Source organism: Stutzerimonas kunmingensis (assembly GCF_021432085.1).
Taxonomy (GTDB): domain Bacteria; phylum Pseudomonadota; class Gammaproteobacteria; order Pseudomonadales; family Pseudomonadaceae; genus Stutzerimonas.
Genome location: NZ_CP090366.1, coordinates 2941583 through 2957468, shown reverse-complemented (window position 1 = coordinate 2957468; position 15886 = coordinate 2941583). Strand labels below are relative to the sequence as shown.

Genomic DNA, 15886 nt, shown 5'->3' with positions numbered 1-15886 from the left:
AGCCGAAGTTGAATTATGCTGTCCACGAAGCCCGCATGGCTCCGATGTAGCCCGTTATATCGCAGGAGGGTGTGACCATGAAAGCAAGGCTCAATGAGATGTTCTGGAAGTTGGCGGTCGCTCTTGGTTTGATCGAACCGCCTCGTATGCAACCCATCCCGGTACGTGCCCCGCGCGAGCAGGATCACCGTCGCCGCTGAGTTTGGTGGCGTCTACGCGGTGGGCAAGGCGGGTCCTCCGCGCTCCACGGCTCGTTTGTAAGCGGGCCGCTGCTGTATCCGCTGCAAAAAATCCATCAGGCGTGGGCGACTCTCGTCCAGGCCGGCTCTGGAACGGGCAGCTTCCAGCGGGAAGCTCATCTGTATATCCGCTGCGCTGAACGTGCTGCCTGCAAACCAGTCGGACTTCTCCAGTTCCGCTTCCATGTAATCGAGATGGGTCTTCAGTTGTGGCCCGATGAAGGCGCTGTTAGCGCCCTTGGCGATTGCGCGCGCGATAGGGCGAACAAAGAACGGCATCGGCCCATTGGCGACGCGGTCGAATACCAGCCGCAGTAGCAGTGGGGGCATCGCAGAGCCTTCCGCGTAATGCATCCAGTAGCGAAAACGACGGTATTCCGGAGTGCCGCCCTGCGGCATCAGGCGTCCGTTGCCATAGCGTTCCAGCAGGTATTCGAGGATGGCTGCCGATTCGGCCAGCGTCAGGTCGTCGTCGGTGATCACTGGAGACTTGCCCAGTGGGTGTACGGCTTTCAGCTCTGCTGGCGCGAGCATGGTCTTCGGGTCGCGCGGATAACGCTTCAGCTCGTAAAGCAGTTCCAGTTCTTCCAGCAGCCACAGGACGCGGTGCGAGCGGGAGTGGTTCAAATGGTGGACGGTGATCATGCCTGCTCCTCATGCGGGGACGTCGCAAGCATAGTCGCTCTGCAGAGCAGTGGCCGTTATGGCAGACTCCGCCGCCGAGGTGAACCATGTCCCGTCCACGATGCTCACGCTGCCAGCGCCCGTCTTCCCTGTGCCTTTGCGCGCTGATACCTGCGCTGGATAGCCGTACCCAGGTGCTCATCCTCCAGCATTCCAGTGAAGCGAGTCATGCGCTCAATACGGCGCGCCTGGCCGCGTTGGGGCTGCGCAATGCAGAACTGCGGGTGGGCGAGCGCTTCGAGGCCGATTGCGATGCCGCACGGCCGAGCTACCTGTTATTTCCCGGCGAAGATGCCTTACCGCTAGGGAGTCTGGCCGATGCCGCCCAACCCGTGCGCCTGATCGTGCCGGATGGGACCTGGCGAAAGGCGCGCAAGATCCTTCACGTCAATCCATGGCTGGCTGGGTTGCCGCGGGTTGCGTTGCCAGAAGGGCTGAGCTCCCGCTACCGCTTGCGCAAAGCGCCAATGCCCGGCGCGTTGTCGACAATCGAGGCGATCGTTACGGCACTTAACCTACTGGAAAGCCCCAGCCGATTCGATGAGTTGCTCCTTCCGTTCGACGCCTTGATCGAGGGCCAGATCGATGCGATGGGGCGGGAGGTATATCAGCGTAATCATGCCGACACCTAGAGGTATGCGAGCGAAAGCGCTATGGCCGTGCGGAGCTGATTTACCTGAAACCAGTGTCATTGCTGACCGGCAATGTTCTCTGCCTGAGGATGTAGAGCGTCACCAGCGCCGCGCTCAGTAGCATCCCGATGCGGGCCCACATCAGTGGCACCAGCCAGCAGGATATGCCGATGCTTATCCACATGGTGGCGATGGCGTATACCTTGCCCTTGAGCGGAATACCGTTCCCTTCCAAGTAGTCACGAAACCACGGACCGAGCCGTGGGTGGCCTACCAGCCAGTCATAGAAACGTTGCGAGCTACGCACGAAACAGGCCGCGGCCAGCAGCAAAAATGGCGTGGTCGGCAGGACGGGCAGGAAGATGCCGACGACGCCCAGCACAACGGCCAGCCAGCCGACGCCGAGCAGGATCGATCGGATCAGAGGGTTGCGATGCTGCCGGATATCGCGATGGGCCATGGTACTAGTCAGCCCGGTTCTTCGATTCGCTGCGATCTGTGCGCGGCTGGCTCACGTCAGCGTCGTCAGATATTCGCGATGGGCATCGAAATGAGCAGAACAATGCCTTTCCCTCCTGTGGTGCTAGCCAGCGGGACAGGTCCGGCAGTGGGGCGACGCGCCGGCGACTGCGCTCCGGCAGTCGCACCGTTGCAGGTGAGCGTGACGCCCACCTTGACGCTTGGCCATGTCGCAGCCGGTCAGTGGCGACGCGGCTTGAGCAGGGCTGGCTTTTCCTCGGGGGCATGGCAGATCAGGTAGAGGGCCGTCAGTAGCTCGGGGATCTGCGCCACCATTTCGTCGACCAGCTCCGGGTTGTCGGCGATATCGGCGAATTCCGGTTGCTCGTCGAACAGGCCCGAACCGACCATGATCGGCAGCAGCAGTTCGCTGACTTCCTCTTCGGAGTCCTCGAACCAGATCGCCTCGCGCATGAACACGCCTTCCATGAAGCCGATGCACCAACCGCGCAGATCGGATTCATCCGGCTCTTCACCCAGGTCCAGGTCGCACGGCAGTTCCATGTCCTCGTCACTGGCCAGCTGGCGAGCAATATGTGCCTTGAGCTGAACCAGCGTGGCCTCGATGGCTTCCCGCTCGGTGTCGTCCTTGTATTTGGGTGGTTCGGAGAACAGCGCGTCGATCCATTCACGCTCGGGCACCTGTTCGGAGCAGATGCACAGCGCTGTCAGGTAGCCATGGGCGGCGATGTAATCCAGTGCTTCCTCGTGCAGGTCATCTGCATCAAGAAAGACTTGCAGGCGGGCGAGTTGCTCGGCGAATGACATCGGGAACTACCTTGGGGGCTGGAAGACAACCCGGATTCTAGACGAGGCGGGGGGCGCAGGCTACTCGTGCCTTCGGATGACGCCTCGTCCGTATTGGCCGCGCGATCCTGAACTCCATGGTTCGCTCGCGTATACTGCGCGCCTTGTTTCGGAGACCGGCATGCTCGACCAGGCACAGCGCATCCTTAAAGACGTATTCGGCTACGACGCGTTTCGTGGCAACCAGGGCGCGATCATCGAGCGTGTCGGCAGTGGCGGCGATGCGCTGGTACTGATGCCGACCGGCGGCGGCAAGTCCCTGTGCTACCAGGTTCCGGCGCTCTTGCGCGAAGGACTGGCGGTGGTGGTTTCGCCGCTGATCGCGCTGATGGACGACCAGGTCGCGACACTCGACGAGCTGGGCGTCTCGGCCGTTGCGCTCAACTCGACGCTGAGCGCCGATGAGCAGCGCGAGATCGCTGAGCGCATCCGGCGCAACGAGATCAAGATGCTCTATCTCGCGCCTGAGCGACTGGTTCAGCCCCGCATGCTGGCCTTCCTGCAGCGGCTGGATATCGCCCTGTTTGCCATCGACGAGGCCCATTGCGTCTCCCAGTGGGGGCACGATTTCCGTCCCGAGTACATGCAGCTGGGCCAGCTGGCCGAACTGTTTCCTGGTGTGCCGCGTATTGCGCTGACCGCGACGGCGGACAAGCGGACGCGGGAAGAAATCGTCCAGCGTCTGCATCTGGAGAACGCCGAACGGTTTCTCTCCAGTTTCGACCGACCGAACATCTTCTATCGCATTGTGCCCAAGGAGCAGCCGCGCAAGCAGCTGCTGGGTTTCCTAGCCGAACGCCGCGGCGATGCCGGCATTGTCTATTGCATGTCGCGCAAGAAGGTCGATGACCTGGCTGCGTTCCTCAGCGAGCAGGGCTTCCCGGCACTGCCTTACCACGCGGGCCTGCCCAACGAGCTGCGCGCCTATCACCAGAAGCGTTTCCTCAACGAGGAAGGCCTGATCATGGTCGCGACCATCGCCTTCGGCATGGGGATCGACAAGCCCAACGTGCGCTTCGTCGCCCACCTCGATCTGCCCAAGTCGCTGGAAGCCTACTATCAGGAAACCGGACGGGCAGGGCGCGACGGGCTGCCTGCCGACGCCTGGATGGCCTATGGCCTGCAGGATGTGATCTTCCTCAAGCAGATGCTCAATAACTCCGAAGGCGACGAGCGGCACAAGCGCGTCGAGCAGCACAAGCTCGATGCCATGCTGGCGCTTTGCGAGGAAACCCGCTGCCGGCGCCAGGCGCTGCTCGCGTATTTCGATGAAGAGCTGCCCAAGCCCTGCGGTCATTGCGACAACTGCGTCGATGGCGTGCAGACCTGGAATGCCACCGAGCCCGCCCGTCAGGCGCTATCGGCGATCTACCGCAGCGGCCAGCGTTACGGCGTCGGCCATCTGGTGGACATCCTCCTCGGGCGTGACAATGACAAGGTCCGCGGCCTGGGCCATCAGCATCTGTCCGTGTTCGGTATGGGCAAGGCGCTGGCTGAGGCTGAGTGGCGTTCGCTGTTTCGCCAGCTGGTGGCGCGCGGGCTGGCGGACGTTGACCTGGATGGTTTCGGTGGGCTGCGTCTGAGTGACAGCTGCCGGCCATTGCTGCGTGGAGAGGTGAACCTCGAACTTCGCCGAGATCTGACCAGCAAGGCACCGAAGCCGGCAGCTAGTGCCGCCAGCCAGCTGGTGCGCAGCGAGGAACGGGAAACCTGGGAAGCGCTGCGCACCTTGCGCCGCAAACTGGCCGAAGAACACGGTGTGCCGCCGTATGTGATTTTCCCGGATGCCACGCTGCTGGAGATGCTACGCAGCCAGCCGGCCTCGCTGTCGGACATGGCCACCATCAGCGGTGTCGGCGCGCGCAAGCTGGAGCGCTACGGTCAGGCCTTCCTGGAGGTTCTGCAAGGCAGCGTCGAAGTGGCCAAGTCACCTGCCGATCTGCGACACGAATTGATCACGCTGGCGCGCGCAGGCATGACGCCTGCACAGATCGCGCGTCAGCTCGACTGCAGTGAGAAGAACGTCTACGCAATGCTCGCCGAAGCCATCGGTCTGCAACAGCTGAGCCTGGAACAGGCGCTGGATCTGCCCGAGGATCTGCTCGGGGAAATCCAGGAGGCCTTTCTCGACGGAGAGGGCGAGCTGCCACCGGTGAGCGCCGTGGCCGAGCAGTTCGCTGGGCGGGTACCCGAACAGGTGCTTTATTGCGTGCGTGCCGCACTGCAGGTCGAGTTCGAATTGTAACCAGGTGCATCCTGCAGCTCGGTCTGAAGCTGCTGCGACCGCGGGCGTCTGCCGGGCTGCAACGCCCGCCGTGCCATCATTACGACTTCTGTCGCTCGATCAGGGTTCGAAGGTCGTCTTGCCTGCTTTCCGGAGCTGTGGTTAGCTCACTAATAATTAGTTTTTGCAGGAATGGCCGTACATGTACGCCGAGCAACATCGCTTTGCCATGCAATTGGCACAACTTTCTCGTGGCTGGCGCGCTGAACTGGATCGACGCCTGGCTGATCTCGGACTCTCGCAGGCGCGCTGGCTGGTGCTGTTGCACCTGGCCCGTTTCGATCACGAACCCACCCAGCGCGAGCTGGCCCAAAGCGTTGCCGTTGAAGGGCCGACGCTGGCCCGCTTGCTCGATAGCCTCGAAGCGCAGGGGCTGGTGCATCGCAAGGCGTCTGCAGAGGATCGCCGGGCCAAACGCATTTCCCTGGGTGCGCCGGCACGGCCGCTGATCGAGAAGATCGAGGCTATTTCCACACAGGTGCGTCAGGAAGCCTTTGCCGGGATCGACGAGGAGGATCTGCGCAAGTGCCAGCAGGTGCATGCACGGATCCTGGCCAATCTCGACCGGCGCTGATCCAGGCCGGGCACGCCGGTCTAAAAGCTGCGCCCAAGATTCATGTACAGCGCCTGTTCGTCCTCGTCATTGAAGCCGTAGCCGAAGTTCAGTGGCCCCAGTGGCGTGTCGTAGCCGAGAAAGATGCTCGCGGCGTTGATATAGCCGCTGTCGAAGGCATTGTCGGCATTCCAGGCGCGACCGCGCTCCAGTGATCCACCGAGATAGAGCGGGAAGTCCAGCGGCTGAAACGCTCGCGGCGTCACGCGACGGTAGTACACCATGCGCGCCAGGCTGACGTTCTGGCCGGCCAGGGCATCCTGACGGAAGCCCGACAGCTGACGCGCGCCGCCAAGCAGAAAGCTCGACGTCACCACTTCCGCGTCATCCAGCGTGCGACCGTAGCGCCCACCGAGCACCCAGGTGTTGGCACCGTGACTGAGTGCCTTGTCCAGCTTGAGGTGCCACTGTCGATAACGCTGGTCCGAACTCAGGCTGGGGTCGTACTGACGCATGGTCAGGCGGATATCCTCGCCTTCGCGGGGAAAGTCGATGTTGTCGAGAGTGTCGAACGAGTACTGCAGCTCGTAGTAGCCCTCGGTAAAGCTGAAGTCGGGTAGATCCTGTTCGCCGATTCGCACATCGGCCTCACCCCAGGCCTGGCCGATTCCAAAGCGGATCTCGCCATTGTTGGCGATCTGTCTGCCGAGATTGAGACCGTAGCCGTAGCGTTGCAGGCGGTACTCGGCAATCGGATCGTTGTCGAGAATGGACTCGACGTTCTGCGCCTCGACGAACAGATTCGGCGCGACGAACCAGCGCGAGCCGGCATCCAGTGGCTGGTAGAACTCGCTGTAGAGTTCCTGCCGATCACCCAGCTGCAGGCGGGTAAGCCACTCGGCACCCAGTTCGTTGATGCCGTTCTTCCGATAACTCGCACCGAGGTTGAATACGCTGTCGCCGCGGAAGTCGTCGGACAGGCTCAGGCCCAGTCGCAGGTAATCGGTGCCGGTGCGCTTCTCGCGGGCGTTGATGACCAACGTATTGCCGAGCTTGCCGCGTTGAACGCGATATTCCACGCGCTCGAAATAGTCCAGGCCATAGAGGGTGCCCATGTCCTTCTGCAGGTCCTCCAGATCCAGCGGTTCACCGAGTGGCTGGCGGACATGCCGGCGGATCACCGCATCGCTGACCTTCGAGTCGTTCTCCACCCTAATAGCGGTGATGACTGGTGTTCGCGGGTCGCTGGAGCGCGCAAGGCTCAGTGCCGGATTGCCACCGGTGGTGATGCGCATTTCGGCAAGACGTCCCTCCAGAGCCAACGTGGCACGGTAGCCGGCATCGACCAGCTGTTCGGCGCGGGCGAAGTCGGTGGAGCCGTAAGCGGCCAACGGCGGCTGGATCAGAAGGTCCTGCGACTGCAGGGTGGCCAGCTGCGCTTCGGAGTTGCGGCGGGTCATCATGGTGGTGGTCTGGTTGAGCACGTCGACTACTGTCAGCAATTCCTTGCGCGGCTTGAGCGGCGTGCCGATGTCCACCACGATCAGGCGGTCGACGCCCATGTCGCGTGCCACGTCCATCGGGATGTTGTCGACCATGCCGCCATCCACCAGCAGGCGGCCGTCCAGCTCCACCGGTGCGAACACGGCCGGAATCGACATGCTGGCGCGAATCACCTGGGGCAGGTGGCCGCTGCGAAAGACCACCTTTTCATCGTTGGCAATATCCGTGGCCACCGCACGGAAGGGGATCGGCAGCTGGTCGAAGTCGCGGGTGTCGCTGGCGTGCACCAGCAGGCGCTCGAGCAGCAGCGCGAGGTTCTGCCCTTGAATCACGCCCAGCGGCAGGCCGAGGCTGCCGTCGTCGCGGAAGCTGAGCTTCTGCTTGATGAGGAAATCACGGTCGTCCTGCTTGCGGCGGTAGGGGATGTCCTGGCGCGGCGGATCGTCGGACAGCACTTGCTGCCAGTCGAGGGTCAATGCCAGGCGCTCGAGTTCGGCAACGCTGTAGCCTGCTGCGTATAACCCGCCGACGACCGCGCCCATGCTGGTGCCGGCGATGGCGTCGATGCGTACGCCTTGCTCTTCCAGCGCCTTGAGCACGCCGACATGAGCCAGCCCGCGCGCCGCACCGCCAGACAGGACGAGCCCGGTCTTCGGCTGAGCCGGCTCGGCGAACAGCGGCGGCAGGGTTAACAGCATCAGCAGGGAAACGAACAGGCGGAGCATGGCTGAACCGGGGAAGGGTGGAGAGGCGGCTATTATAGGCTGCCGTATCTCCCTTCGGAGCTGTCCTGAATGACCGCAAGCAAACCGGAAATCGTCATTACGTATTGCACCCAGTGTCAGTGGCTGCTGCGTGCTGCCTGGCTCGCACAGGAGCTGCTGTCGACCTTTGCCGATGACCTGGGCCGCGTGTGTCTGGTGCCCGCCACAGGCGGAACCTTCCATATCAGCTGCGATGGCGTGCAGATCTGGGAGCGCAAGCTCGACGGCGGTTTTCCCGAGGCGAAGGAGCTCAAGCAGCGCGTGCGTGATCGCATCGACCCGCAGCGCTCGTTGGGGCATAACGACCGCTGAGCGTCAGCTGGCCAGTTTCGGAACGACACTCGGCGGGCTTTTCAAGCGGCTGGTAACCACGCTGGCGATGATGATCAAGGCGCCGCCGAGCAGCATGCGTAGCGTCGGCTGCTCGCCGAACAGCCACCAGGCGAAGGCGATGCCGTAGACCGGTTCGAGAGCGAAGATCACCGACGTCGTGCGCGCCTTCAGGACCCGCAGGCTAGCGACGAACAGGCTGTGTGCGAGTCCGGTGCAGAGCACGCCGAGCAGAGCAAGCCAGAGCCAGTCCTGCGCGGGTATCGCAGGTATCGCCGACCAGCAGAATGGCAGCAGGGCTGCGAGGATCGCCAGGTTCTGCCAGAGCGCCGAGCGAACCGGATCGAGGCCGCGGGTGACGGCACGGTTGAGCAGCGACAGGAGCGCGAACAGCAGGCCGGAAAGCACACCGTAGAGCAATCCGGCAGTCGGTCCGCTGCTCAGATCGAACGCCGGCGCGACAAGCAGCAGGCCGGCACAGACCAGCCCGACCATGGCGAACTCGATGGCGCGGGTGCGTTCGCGGAACAACAGGCCTTCGAGCAGCACGGTGAAGGCGGGGAAGCTGGCAAAGCCTAGGGTTGCAATGCCGACGCCAGCGATCTTCACTGCGATGAAGAACGTCAACCAGTGCGCACCCAGCAACAGCCCGCCCAAGGCCAGACCGCCACGCTGCCGCCAGTTTGGCGTCGCCCCGCTGGGCCGCAGCAACTGCGCCACCAGCAGCAGGGCCAACACGGCGAACAGTGCACGACCAAAGGTGATGATCAGCGCCGAGCTTTCGGCCAGTTTTCCGAGCACGCCGGACAGGCCGAACATCAGCGCGCCGAGATGGATGGCCAACAGCGCGTTGCGCGGCGTCATGGAACGATCCACCCGAGCGAGTGGTGTGTGCGTGAAGTGGCGGGGAAAAAAAAGAGTGGGGTCATGGCTACCTGAACCTTGCGAATCAGGACCATGCTAGGCCGTGGCTTGGAGTGTGTCTGTCGCGTCAGTCACCGGTTTTGTCGCGCAGCTCGCGTCGCAGTGCGCGCGGTGTGCAGCCTCGTGCGCGAACCAGTGCGGCGGTGAAGGCGCTTTGCGAGGCATAGCCCACCTGCGCGGCGATCTCGCCGATCGGCAGGCGGGTGTCGTGCAACAGCGCCTCGGCATGCTGCAAGCGGCGCTGGCGTACGTGTTCCATCGGCGTTCGGCCCGTCTCGCGAAGAAAGCGCGCGTGCAGACCGGCCACCGACAACCCGGCGATACGGGCCAGGTCGGCAACCTGAAGCGGGTGGGATAGATGCTGATCGATGAAGGCGTCGATAGTGGCGACCGGCAGTGCGTGCTGGTCATGGTGGATATGTTGCCCACTGGCCAGACTGGCGAGCAGTAGTACGGCGCCCTGTTCGGCAATCAATGGATCGTTGATCGGGCTGTGCGCCAGCCAGGCGACCAAGCGCTGCTGGCTGGCGTTCAGGCGCACGGTATCCGGCCGATCGATCAGACGCAGGCTGGGTTCGGTGTGGTGGCCCAAGCGCTGACGAACCCAGCTCTCCGACGGGAGATCGAGCACCAGGCAATGACTGCCGGTGACACTGGCACAGGCATGGTGAGTGGCGGACGGAATTACCGCGAGACTCTGCCCGCCGACGCGGCTGCCGCGCCCGGCAATCTCGAATTCCAGCAGTCCTTTCAGGCCGAACACCAGTTGCGGATGTTCGTGGCTGTGGGCAATGAGGTGATGATGGTAGTTGCGCAGCGATAGCATCTGGCGGCTGTCCCGAAGCAGGCCCGCTGACCATTGGTCTGTGCGGTGAGTTGGTTGAGGCAAGTTCGGATGAACATGGCTCCAAGACAAGGCGCTGCGACGAGTCATAGCGGGCTATGGCGAGGAGCTGCAACACCGTATCGGGGCCTTGGGCGCCGAAATTGACCAACTGAACTTACCAAACAGGGCACTTGGCCAGATTCGGTTAGTCAACGGCTGGCCGCCAGCGGTCAGAGAATCAGAGGATGACCTTGTCGCGAAGTTTCTCGGCCGCTTGCTGCAGTGCCTGAATCACGCGCTCCTTGTCGAAGTTCTGCACGCCGTTGGTATCCAGGTACATGGAGAAGCCGGGGAGTTCATGCTCGACGAAACTGCAGGTGGCGCCAAGGTCGCGGCGGAAGTCCACCACCTGGTAGATCTGCACCGGGCGGGAGAAACCCTTGACCGTGATCTGGCCCTTGTCGCGGCACATGATGACGTCCTTGATCAGCGAATAGGTTTCGTGGGAGATCAGGATCTCGCTGGCCTCGGCGGCGCTTTCAAGACGGCTGGCCAGGTTCACTTCGCGCCCGATGATGGTGTAGTCCATGCGCGTATCGGCGCCGAAGTTGCCCACCGTGCAATAACCGGTGTTGATACCCATGCGGATTTCCATGGGTTTGGTAATGCCCTGTGCGCGCCATTGCTGGCGCAGCACCTTCATGTGTTTGCGCATGGCGATGGCCATGGAAACCGCTGCCACCGCGTCTTTCTTGGCACCCTGGCTGGAAGGGTCACCGAAGAACACCATCACGCAGTCGCCGACGAACTTGTCGATGGTGCCACCGTACTTCAGGGCAATCTTCGACATCTCGTTTAGGTAGTTGTTGAGCAGGTCGGTAAGGGCCTCGGCCTCCAGTTCCTCGGCCAGCTCGGTGAATCCCTTGATGTCGGAGAAGAACACGGTGAGCCGCTTGCGCTGGGTTTCCAGGCGAACGCTGCGTTTGCCAGTGAAGATCGACTCCCACACCTGGGGCGAGAGGTACTTGGCGAGGTTGCGTGCCAGACGCGCGGCCTTGGCCTGCTCCGTTTCGATCTCCTTGCGCGCCTGGGCGAGGCGCTGGCCCTGCTGGTGCACGAAGTAGGCGGTGGCGCATATGTAAAAGGTCGTGAACAGGATGCTCACCAGAGAAACCAGTGGCGGTGTGGTACCGCGGTAGCTCAGGGGCACCACGAGAGATGCCAGGCCGACCCCGACACCCACGCAGATCAGCGAGATGGCGAGGTTGCGCAGGCTGCCGCTCACCAGCGCGCTGAAGCTGAGTGTCAGCAGAAACATCAGGCTGGGCACGATCGAAAAACCGAGCAGCAATATGCCGGCGCCGGCGTTCAAGGCATCCAGGCAGAGCAGAACCTGCGCCGTACGCTCTGGGTTATCGCGCTTGAAGCGATAGCTCAGGTGATAGGCCAGGTGCGGATAGAGCAGGGTATACGGCACCATCCACAGCAGGTCCATCGAGAAATACTGGGTGTAGGTACCGGCTGCCAGCGTTGCGGCGCAGATCAGGTAGGCGAGCACGCGGGAGTAGTACTCGCGCAACGGGCGAGTGGCGAGGCCATTGCGGCGCTCAACCGTAGTGGAAGTCATGTGTGCGTACGATCCCTGGTAGTTTTTTCGACGCCGTTCTCGCGCGCCTTGCAGCCTGACGCCAGGCTCGATCGTCGGGTCACCCTGCGAAGGTGACAGCTTTCGAGCACATCAGCGACAGTCTCGCGATCACGGGGCCAGCTCGGCGATGGCCGGCCCGCGCGAAAGCCGTCAGATCATAACCAAGCAACGCCGCATCGCCAAACCAGAGGATGAAAACAATGATGGCACCGGTCGGATAGCCGCTGTCATCAGGCTCAGAAGCGAATCCGGCCCGTCAGCATGTCCTTGAACATCACCCAATCGCCGAGAAAGCTGTAGAGCGGATACTGGAATGTCGCCGGCCGGTTCTTCTCGAAGATAAAGTGGCCGACCCAGGCGAAGCCATAACCGGCCACCGGCATCGCCAGCAACCAGAGCCACTGCTGAGTAAAGAGTGCGTAGCCAAGTATGCCCAACACCAGCAGGCTACCGACGAAGTGCAGGCGACGGCAGGTGGGGTTGCTGTGCTCGGCGAGATAGAGCGGATAGAAATCGGCAAAGCGGCTGAAGCGTTCGGCGGTTTGCGTACTCATGGCGTACCTCCTGTTATTGTCGCGCACAGACTAGTCATCGCTAACCTTGCGTGTCAGTGACAATCAGGGCCAGTTTAGTAGCCTTGGGCGCAGCTGCCCCACCTATCGAAGAACAAGAAACCCCATGACCGAACGCACCACTTCCTCGAGCTGGGCGCTCGGTATCGTCCAGGCCCTGGAATCCGCCGGGATCGATTGCCGCCAGTTGTTCATTGAGCTGCATCTGGACTATGCCGCCTTGAGCGATCCTGACGCGCGCTTTGCTCAGGACGACATGACGCGCCTGTGGCAAAGCGCTGTGGTGGTTTCCGGTGACCCCGCGATTGGCCTGAATATGGCGCGCCAGGCGCGGCCGGCTGCACTGAATGTTGTCGGTTATGCACTGATGTCCAGCCGCAATCTCAAGGAAGGCTTCGCCAGACTGGTGCGCTACCAGCGGATCATCGCCGAGGGTGCCGATCTGGATTTCCGGCCCTGCGCGCAGGGCTATCGGTTGAGTCTGACGATAATCGGCGACCGCTTGCCGCCAGCTAGGCAAAGTGCCGAAGGCTCCCTTGCAGGTTGCCTGACATTCTGCCGCTGGCTCACCGGAACGCCGTTGCTGCCGCTGGAAGTCAGCTTTCAGGGCCAACCGCCGGATGATCTGGAGCCCTATCGGCAGCTGTTCCAGGCGCCTTTGCGCTTCGACGCGCCTCGCTACGCGTTGCTGTTTCGCGAAGAGGATGTGGAAATGCCTTTGCCGACCGCCAACGAAGCGCTGGCGCAATTGCACGATCGTTTCGCCGGTGAGTACCTCTCGCGCTTCTCCGACAGCAAAGTTATGCATCGCGCGCGGCAGATACTCTGTCGATTGCTGCCGCAGGGCGAGCCCAGGCGCGAAGTCGTGGCGCAGGCGCTTTGCCTGTCGGAGCGCACCCTGCAACGGCGTTTGCAGGAGGAGGGCAGCAGCTTCCAGCAATTGCTCGACGATACGCGTCGCGATCTGGCGGTGCAGCACCTCGCCCAGCCGGACCTGGCGCCGCTGGAAATCGCCTATCTGCTTGGCTTCGCCGATCCGAGCAATTTCTACCGGGCGTTCAAGCGCTGGTTCGGCGTCACGCCCGGCGAATACCGTCTGGCCGCGCGCTCACGCCAGTAGGAACCTGTGAAAGCCCACATAGCCTTAGCTAGAGAAGATCGGTTACTTATATGCGCCTTTCCATGATGGAGTGACCCAATTGGCCACCAGCCTGCTCGCGTTAATAGACGATATTGCGACCGTACTCGACGACGTCTCGCTCATGACCAAGGTGGCGGCCAAGAAGACCGCTGGCGTACTGGGCGACGATCTGGCACTCAATGCGCAGCAGGTGACCGGGGTGAATGCCGACCGGGAACTGCCTGTGGTGTGGGCAGTGGCCAAGGGCTCGTTTCGCAACAAGGCGATCCTGGTCCCCGCTGCGCTGCTGATCAGTGCCTTTCTGCCCTGGGCAATCACACCGCTGTTGATGCTCGGCGGCGCGTTTCTCTGTTACGAGGGGTTCGAGAAGCTGGCGCACCGCTTCCTTCATAGCGATGACAGCGATCACGCGGAGACGGTGAAGGCGCTCGCCGACCCGTCCGTGGACATGGTGGCGTTCGAGAAGAAAAAGATCAGCGGCGCGGTGCGTACCGACTTCATCCTCTCCGCCGAAATCATCGCCATCACCCTCGGCACGGTCGCGGCCGCGTCGTTCAGTCAGCAGGTCATGGTTCTGGTGGGCATCGCCATCCTGATGACGATAGGCGTCTACGGGCTGGTAGCCGCCATCGTCAAGCTCGACGATCTTGGTCTGGCCCTGAGCAAGCGGGCCAGCGGTGTGGCCAGCGCCATCGGGCGATGCATTCTGAGCGTCGCGCCGTGGCTGATGAAGTCGCTGTCGGTCATCGGCACCGCTGCAATGTTCATGGTGGGCGGCGGCATCCTCACCCACGGTATTCGCGCTGTGCATCATTTCATCGAGAACAGCGCCCACGAAGCGCTCGGACTGCCCTATATCGGAGCGGTACTCGGCGGCCTGTTGCCGACGCTGCTCGACGCCGCATTCGGCATCATCGCCGGCGGCGTGGTGTTGGCGTTGGTTACGCTTGGCGGCCGGCTGTTCAAGCGCGGCTCCGGCGCCGCGGCCTAAGTCAGTGGCGCCAGAAGGCCGGGGTCAGCAGCACCAGCACCGTGATGATCTCCAGGCGTCCCAGCAGCATGCCGATCGACAGCAGCCATTTTGCCGTGTCGGGCAGTGTGGAGAAGTTGCCGGCTGGCCCGATGATCTCGCCCAGCCCCGGGCCGACGTTGCAGACCGCGGTCGCCGCGCCCGTGAGCGCGGTGATCGGGTCGAGGCCCAGCAGCGCCAGGCACAGCGCCAGTACGCCGATGGTCATGGTGATGAAAAAGGAAAAGGTCAGGATCGAGCGAACGATTTCTTCGTCCAGATTGTGCCCGTTGTACTGCTGGCGGATTACCGCGCGGGGGTGAATCAGCTGCTTGAAGTTGGCGCGTAGCAGCGAGTAGGCCACCTGGAAGCGGAACATCTTCAGCCCGCCTGACGTCGAGCCCGAGCAGCCGCCGACGAAGGTCAGGTAGAAAAATGCCATGACGGCGAAACCGCCCCACTGGGTGTAGTCATCCACCGCGAAACCGGTCGTGGTAACCACGGAAACCACGCTGAAGGTCACGATGCGCAGTGCATCCAGCGCCGGAATGTCATTGTTCAGCCAATACCAGCCGCTGAACAGCACGCTGGTCATGGCGAGCATCAGGACGAAGCCTCGCACCTGCTGATCCTTGAGCAACGCCGTGCGGTGGCCTCGCAGCGTCATCACGTACAGGGTGAACGGCAGGCTGCCGAGAATCATGAAGAACACGGCGACCCAGTGCGCGGACGGCCCGAACTTGCCCATCGATGCATCGGAGGTGGAAAAGCCGCCAGTGGCGACGGTCGACATCGCATGGTTGATGGCATCGAACATGCTCATGCCGGTCAACAGGAAGGCCAGAAACGCGGCGACGGTAAACGTCACGTAGATGACCAGCAGGTACTGCCCGGCCACGTGCGAGCGCGGCATCACCTTCTCCGACCAGTCCGAGGACTCGGTCTGGAACAGCCTCATGCCACCGACTCGCAGCAGGGGCAGAATCGCGATCGCCATGCCGATGAAGCCGATGCCACCCAGCCAGTGCAGCAGCGAGCGCCACATCAGCAGCCCGGGCGATGCGCTATCCAGTCCCGAGAGCACGGTGGCGCCAGTGGTGGTGATACCGGACATGGTTTCGAAGAAGGCGTCCGAATAGCTGATGTGCTGGATCAGCATCAGCGGCAAGGCGGCGAAACAGCAGACCACCACCCAGCTGATCGTGGTCAGGAAGTACATGTCGCGCGGCCGCAGGTTGGTGTTGGCCGGTCTACCCGGTGCGACAAGGGCGAAGCCGCAGGAAAAGGTGATCAGGCTGCCCCAGATGAATGCCTGCAGGTCATCGGTGCGTTCGAATGCCAGCAGGGTCAGCATCGGAATGATCATGCTGACGGCCAGGGTGATCAGGAAAATGCCGAGGATAAAACCGATGATGCGTAAGGTCGGCAGGGCCATGTAGAGGGTGCTCGGC

16 protein-coding genes are annotated in these 15886 nt (G+C 62.5%); 7 read left to right on the top strand and 9 right to left on the bottom strand.

The window, feature by feature from the left end:
• Nucleotides 1-77: 77 nt before the first annotated feature.
• Nucleotides 78-200 (top strand): PA1414 family protein, encoded by a 123-nt coding sequence (locus LW136_RS22820; protein WP_260466202.1) that lies wholly within the window; start codon nt 78-80, stop codon nt 198-200.
• Nucleotides 201-212: 12 nt separating this feature from the next.
• Here LW136_RS22820 and LW136_RS13865 read toward each other — a convergent pair whose 3' ends face one another.
• Nucleotides 213-884 (bottom strand): glutathione S-transferase, encoded by a 672-nt coding sequence (locus LW136_RS13865; protein WP_023445114.1) that lies wholly within the window; start codon nt 882-884, stop codon nt 213-215.
• 86 nt (nt 885-970) lie between these two features.
• Between LW136_RS13865 and LW136_RS13860 the strand changes: the two genes are divergently transcribed.
• Entirely contained in the window at nt 971-1555 is a 585-nt protein-coding gene (locus LW136_RS13860) for a tRNA-uridine aminocarboxypropyltransferase (RefSeq protein WP_234173117.1), read from the top strand.
• Between the two features lie 40 nt (nt 1556-1595).
• On the opposite strand, the gene LW136_RS13855 is transcribed toward LW136_RS13860, so the two are convergent.
• Nucleotides 1596-2015: a YbaN family protein gene (locus LW136_RS13855; protein ID WP_234173116.1), complete on the bottom strand. Its 420-nt coding sequence runs from the start codon at nt 2013-2015 to the stop codon at nt 1596-1598.
• A 239-nt stretch (nt 2016-2254) separates the two neighbouring features.
• Entirely contained in the window at nt 2255-2842 is a 588-nt protein-coding gene (locus tag LW136_RS13850; RefSeq protein ID WP_102832807.1) for a UPF0149 family protein, read from the bottom strand.
• A gap of 160 nt (nt 2843-3002) precedes the next feature.
• On the opposite strand from LW136_RS13850, the gene recQ reads away from it, so the two are divergent.
• Nucleotides 3003-5126: a DNA helicase RecQ gene (recQ, locus tag LW136_RS13845; RefSeq protein WP_213573693.1), complete on the top strand. Its 2124-nt coding sequence runs from the start codon at nt 3003-3005 to the stop codon at nt 5124-5126.
• A gap of 181 nt (nt 5127-5307) precedes the next feature.
• Complete coding sequence (locus LW136_RS13840; RefSeq protein WP_014820763.1) at nt 5308-5739, top strand: MarR family transcriptional regulator; 432 nt, start codon at nt 5308-5310, stop codon at nt 5737-5739.
• Between the two features lie 20 nt (nt 5740-5759).
• Here LW136_RS13840 and LW136_RS13835 read toward each other — a convergent pair whose 3' ends face one another.
• Nucleotides 5760-7946, bottom strand: a complete 2187-nt coding sequence (locus LW136_RS13835; RefSeq protein WP_234173115.1) for a patatin-like phospholipase family protein — start codon at nt 7944-7946, stop codon at nt 5760-5762.
• 69 nt (nt 7947-8015) lie between these two features.
• On the opposite strand from LW136_RS13835, the gene LW136_RS13830 reads away from it, so the two are divergent.
• Nucleotides 8016-8297 carry an Rdx family protein gene (locus tag LW136_RS13830; protein WP_003300657.1) on the top strand — a complete coding sequence of 94 codons (282 nt, stop codon included), beginning with the start codon at nt 8016-8018 and terminating at the stop codon, nt 8295-8297.
• Nucleotides 8298-8300: 3 nt separating this feature from the next.
• On the opposite strand, the gene LW136_RS13825 is transcribed toward LW136_RS13830, so the two are convergent.
• The 4 genes from LW136_RS13825 to LW136_RS13810 all read right to left on the bottom strand — a co-directional run bounded on the left by LW136_RS13825 (nt 8301) and on the right by LW136_RS13810 (nt 12267).
• Nucleotides 8301-9179 carry a DMT family transporter gene (locus LW136_RS13825; RefSeq protein WP_023445121.1) on the bottom strand — a complete coding sequence of 293 codons (879 nt, stop codon included), beginning with the start codon at nt 9177-9179 and terminating at the stop codon, nt 8301-8303.
• Nucleotides 9180-9306: 127 nt separating this feature from the next.
• Complete coding sequence (locus tag LW136_RS13820; protein WP_234173114.1) at nt 9307-10065, bottom strand: helix-turn-helix transcriptional regulator; 759 nt, start codon at nt 10063-10065, stop codon at nt 9307-9309.
• Between the two features lie 238 nt (nt 10066-10303).
• On the bottom strand, nt 10304-11692 hold the full coding sequence (locus tag LW136_RS13815; protein ID WP_234173113.1) for an adenylate/guanylate cyclase domain-containing protein: 1389 nt from the start codon (nt 11690-11692) through the stop codon (nt 10304-10306).
• 257 nt (nt 11693-11949) lie between these two features.
• Nucleotides 11950-12267, bottom strand: coding sequence for an Mpo1-like protein (locus LW136_RS13810; RefSeq protein ID WP_234173112.1), 318 nt, complete (start codon nt 12265-12267; stop codon nt 11950-11952).
• Between the two features lie 124 nt (nt 12268-12391).
• Here LW136_RS13810 and LW136_RS13805 point away from each other — a divergent pair, with 124 nt between their 5' ends.
• Entirely contained in the window at nt 12392-13405 is a 1014-nt protein-coding gene (locus tag LW136_RS13805; RefSeq protein ID WP_234173111.1) for an AraC family transcriptional regulator, read from the top strand.
• A 79-nt stretch (nt 13406-13484) separates the two neighbouring features.
• On the top strand, nt 13485-14417 hold the full coding sequence (locus LW136_RS13800; RefSeq protein WP_234173110.1) for a DUF808 domain-containing protein: 933 nt from the start codon (nt 13485-13487) through the stop codon (nt 14415-14417).
• A 1-nt stretch (nt 14418) separates the two neighbouring features.
• On the opposite strand, the gene LW136_RS13795 is transcribed toward LW136_RS13800, so the two are convergent.
• On the bottom strand, nt 14419-15870 hold the full coding sequence (locus LW136_RS13795) for a TrkH family potassium uptake protein (protein ID WP_102832798.1): 1452 nt from the start codon (nt 15868-15870) through the stop codon (nt 14419-14421).
• Nucleotides 15871-15886: the final 16 nt, after the last annotated feature.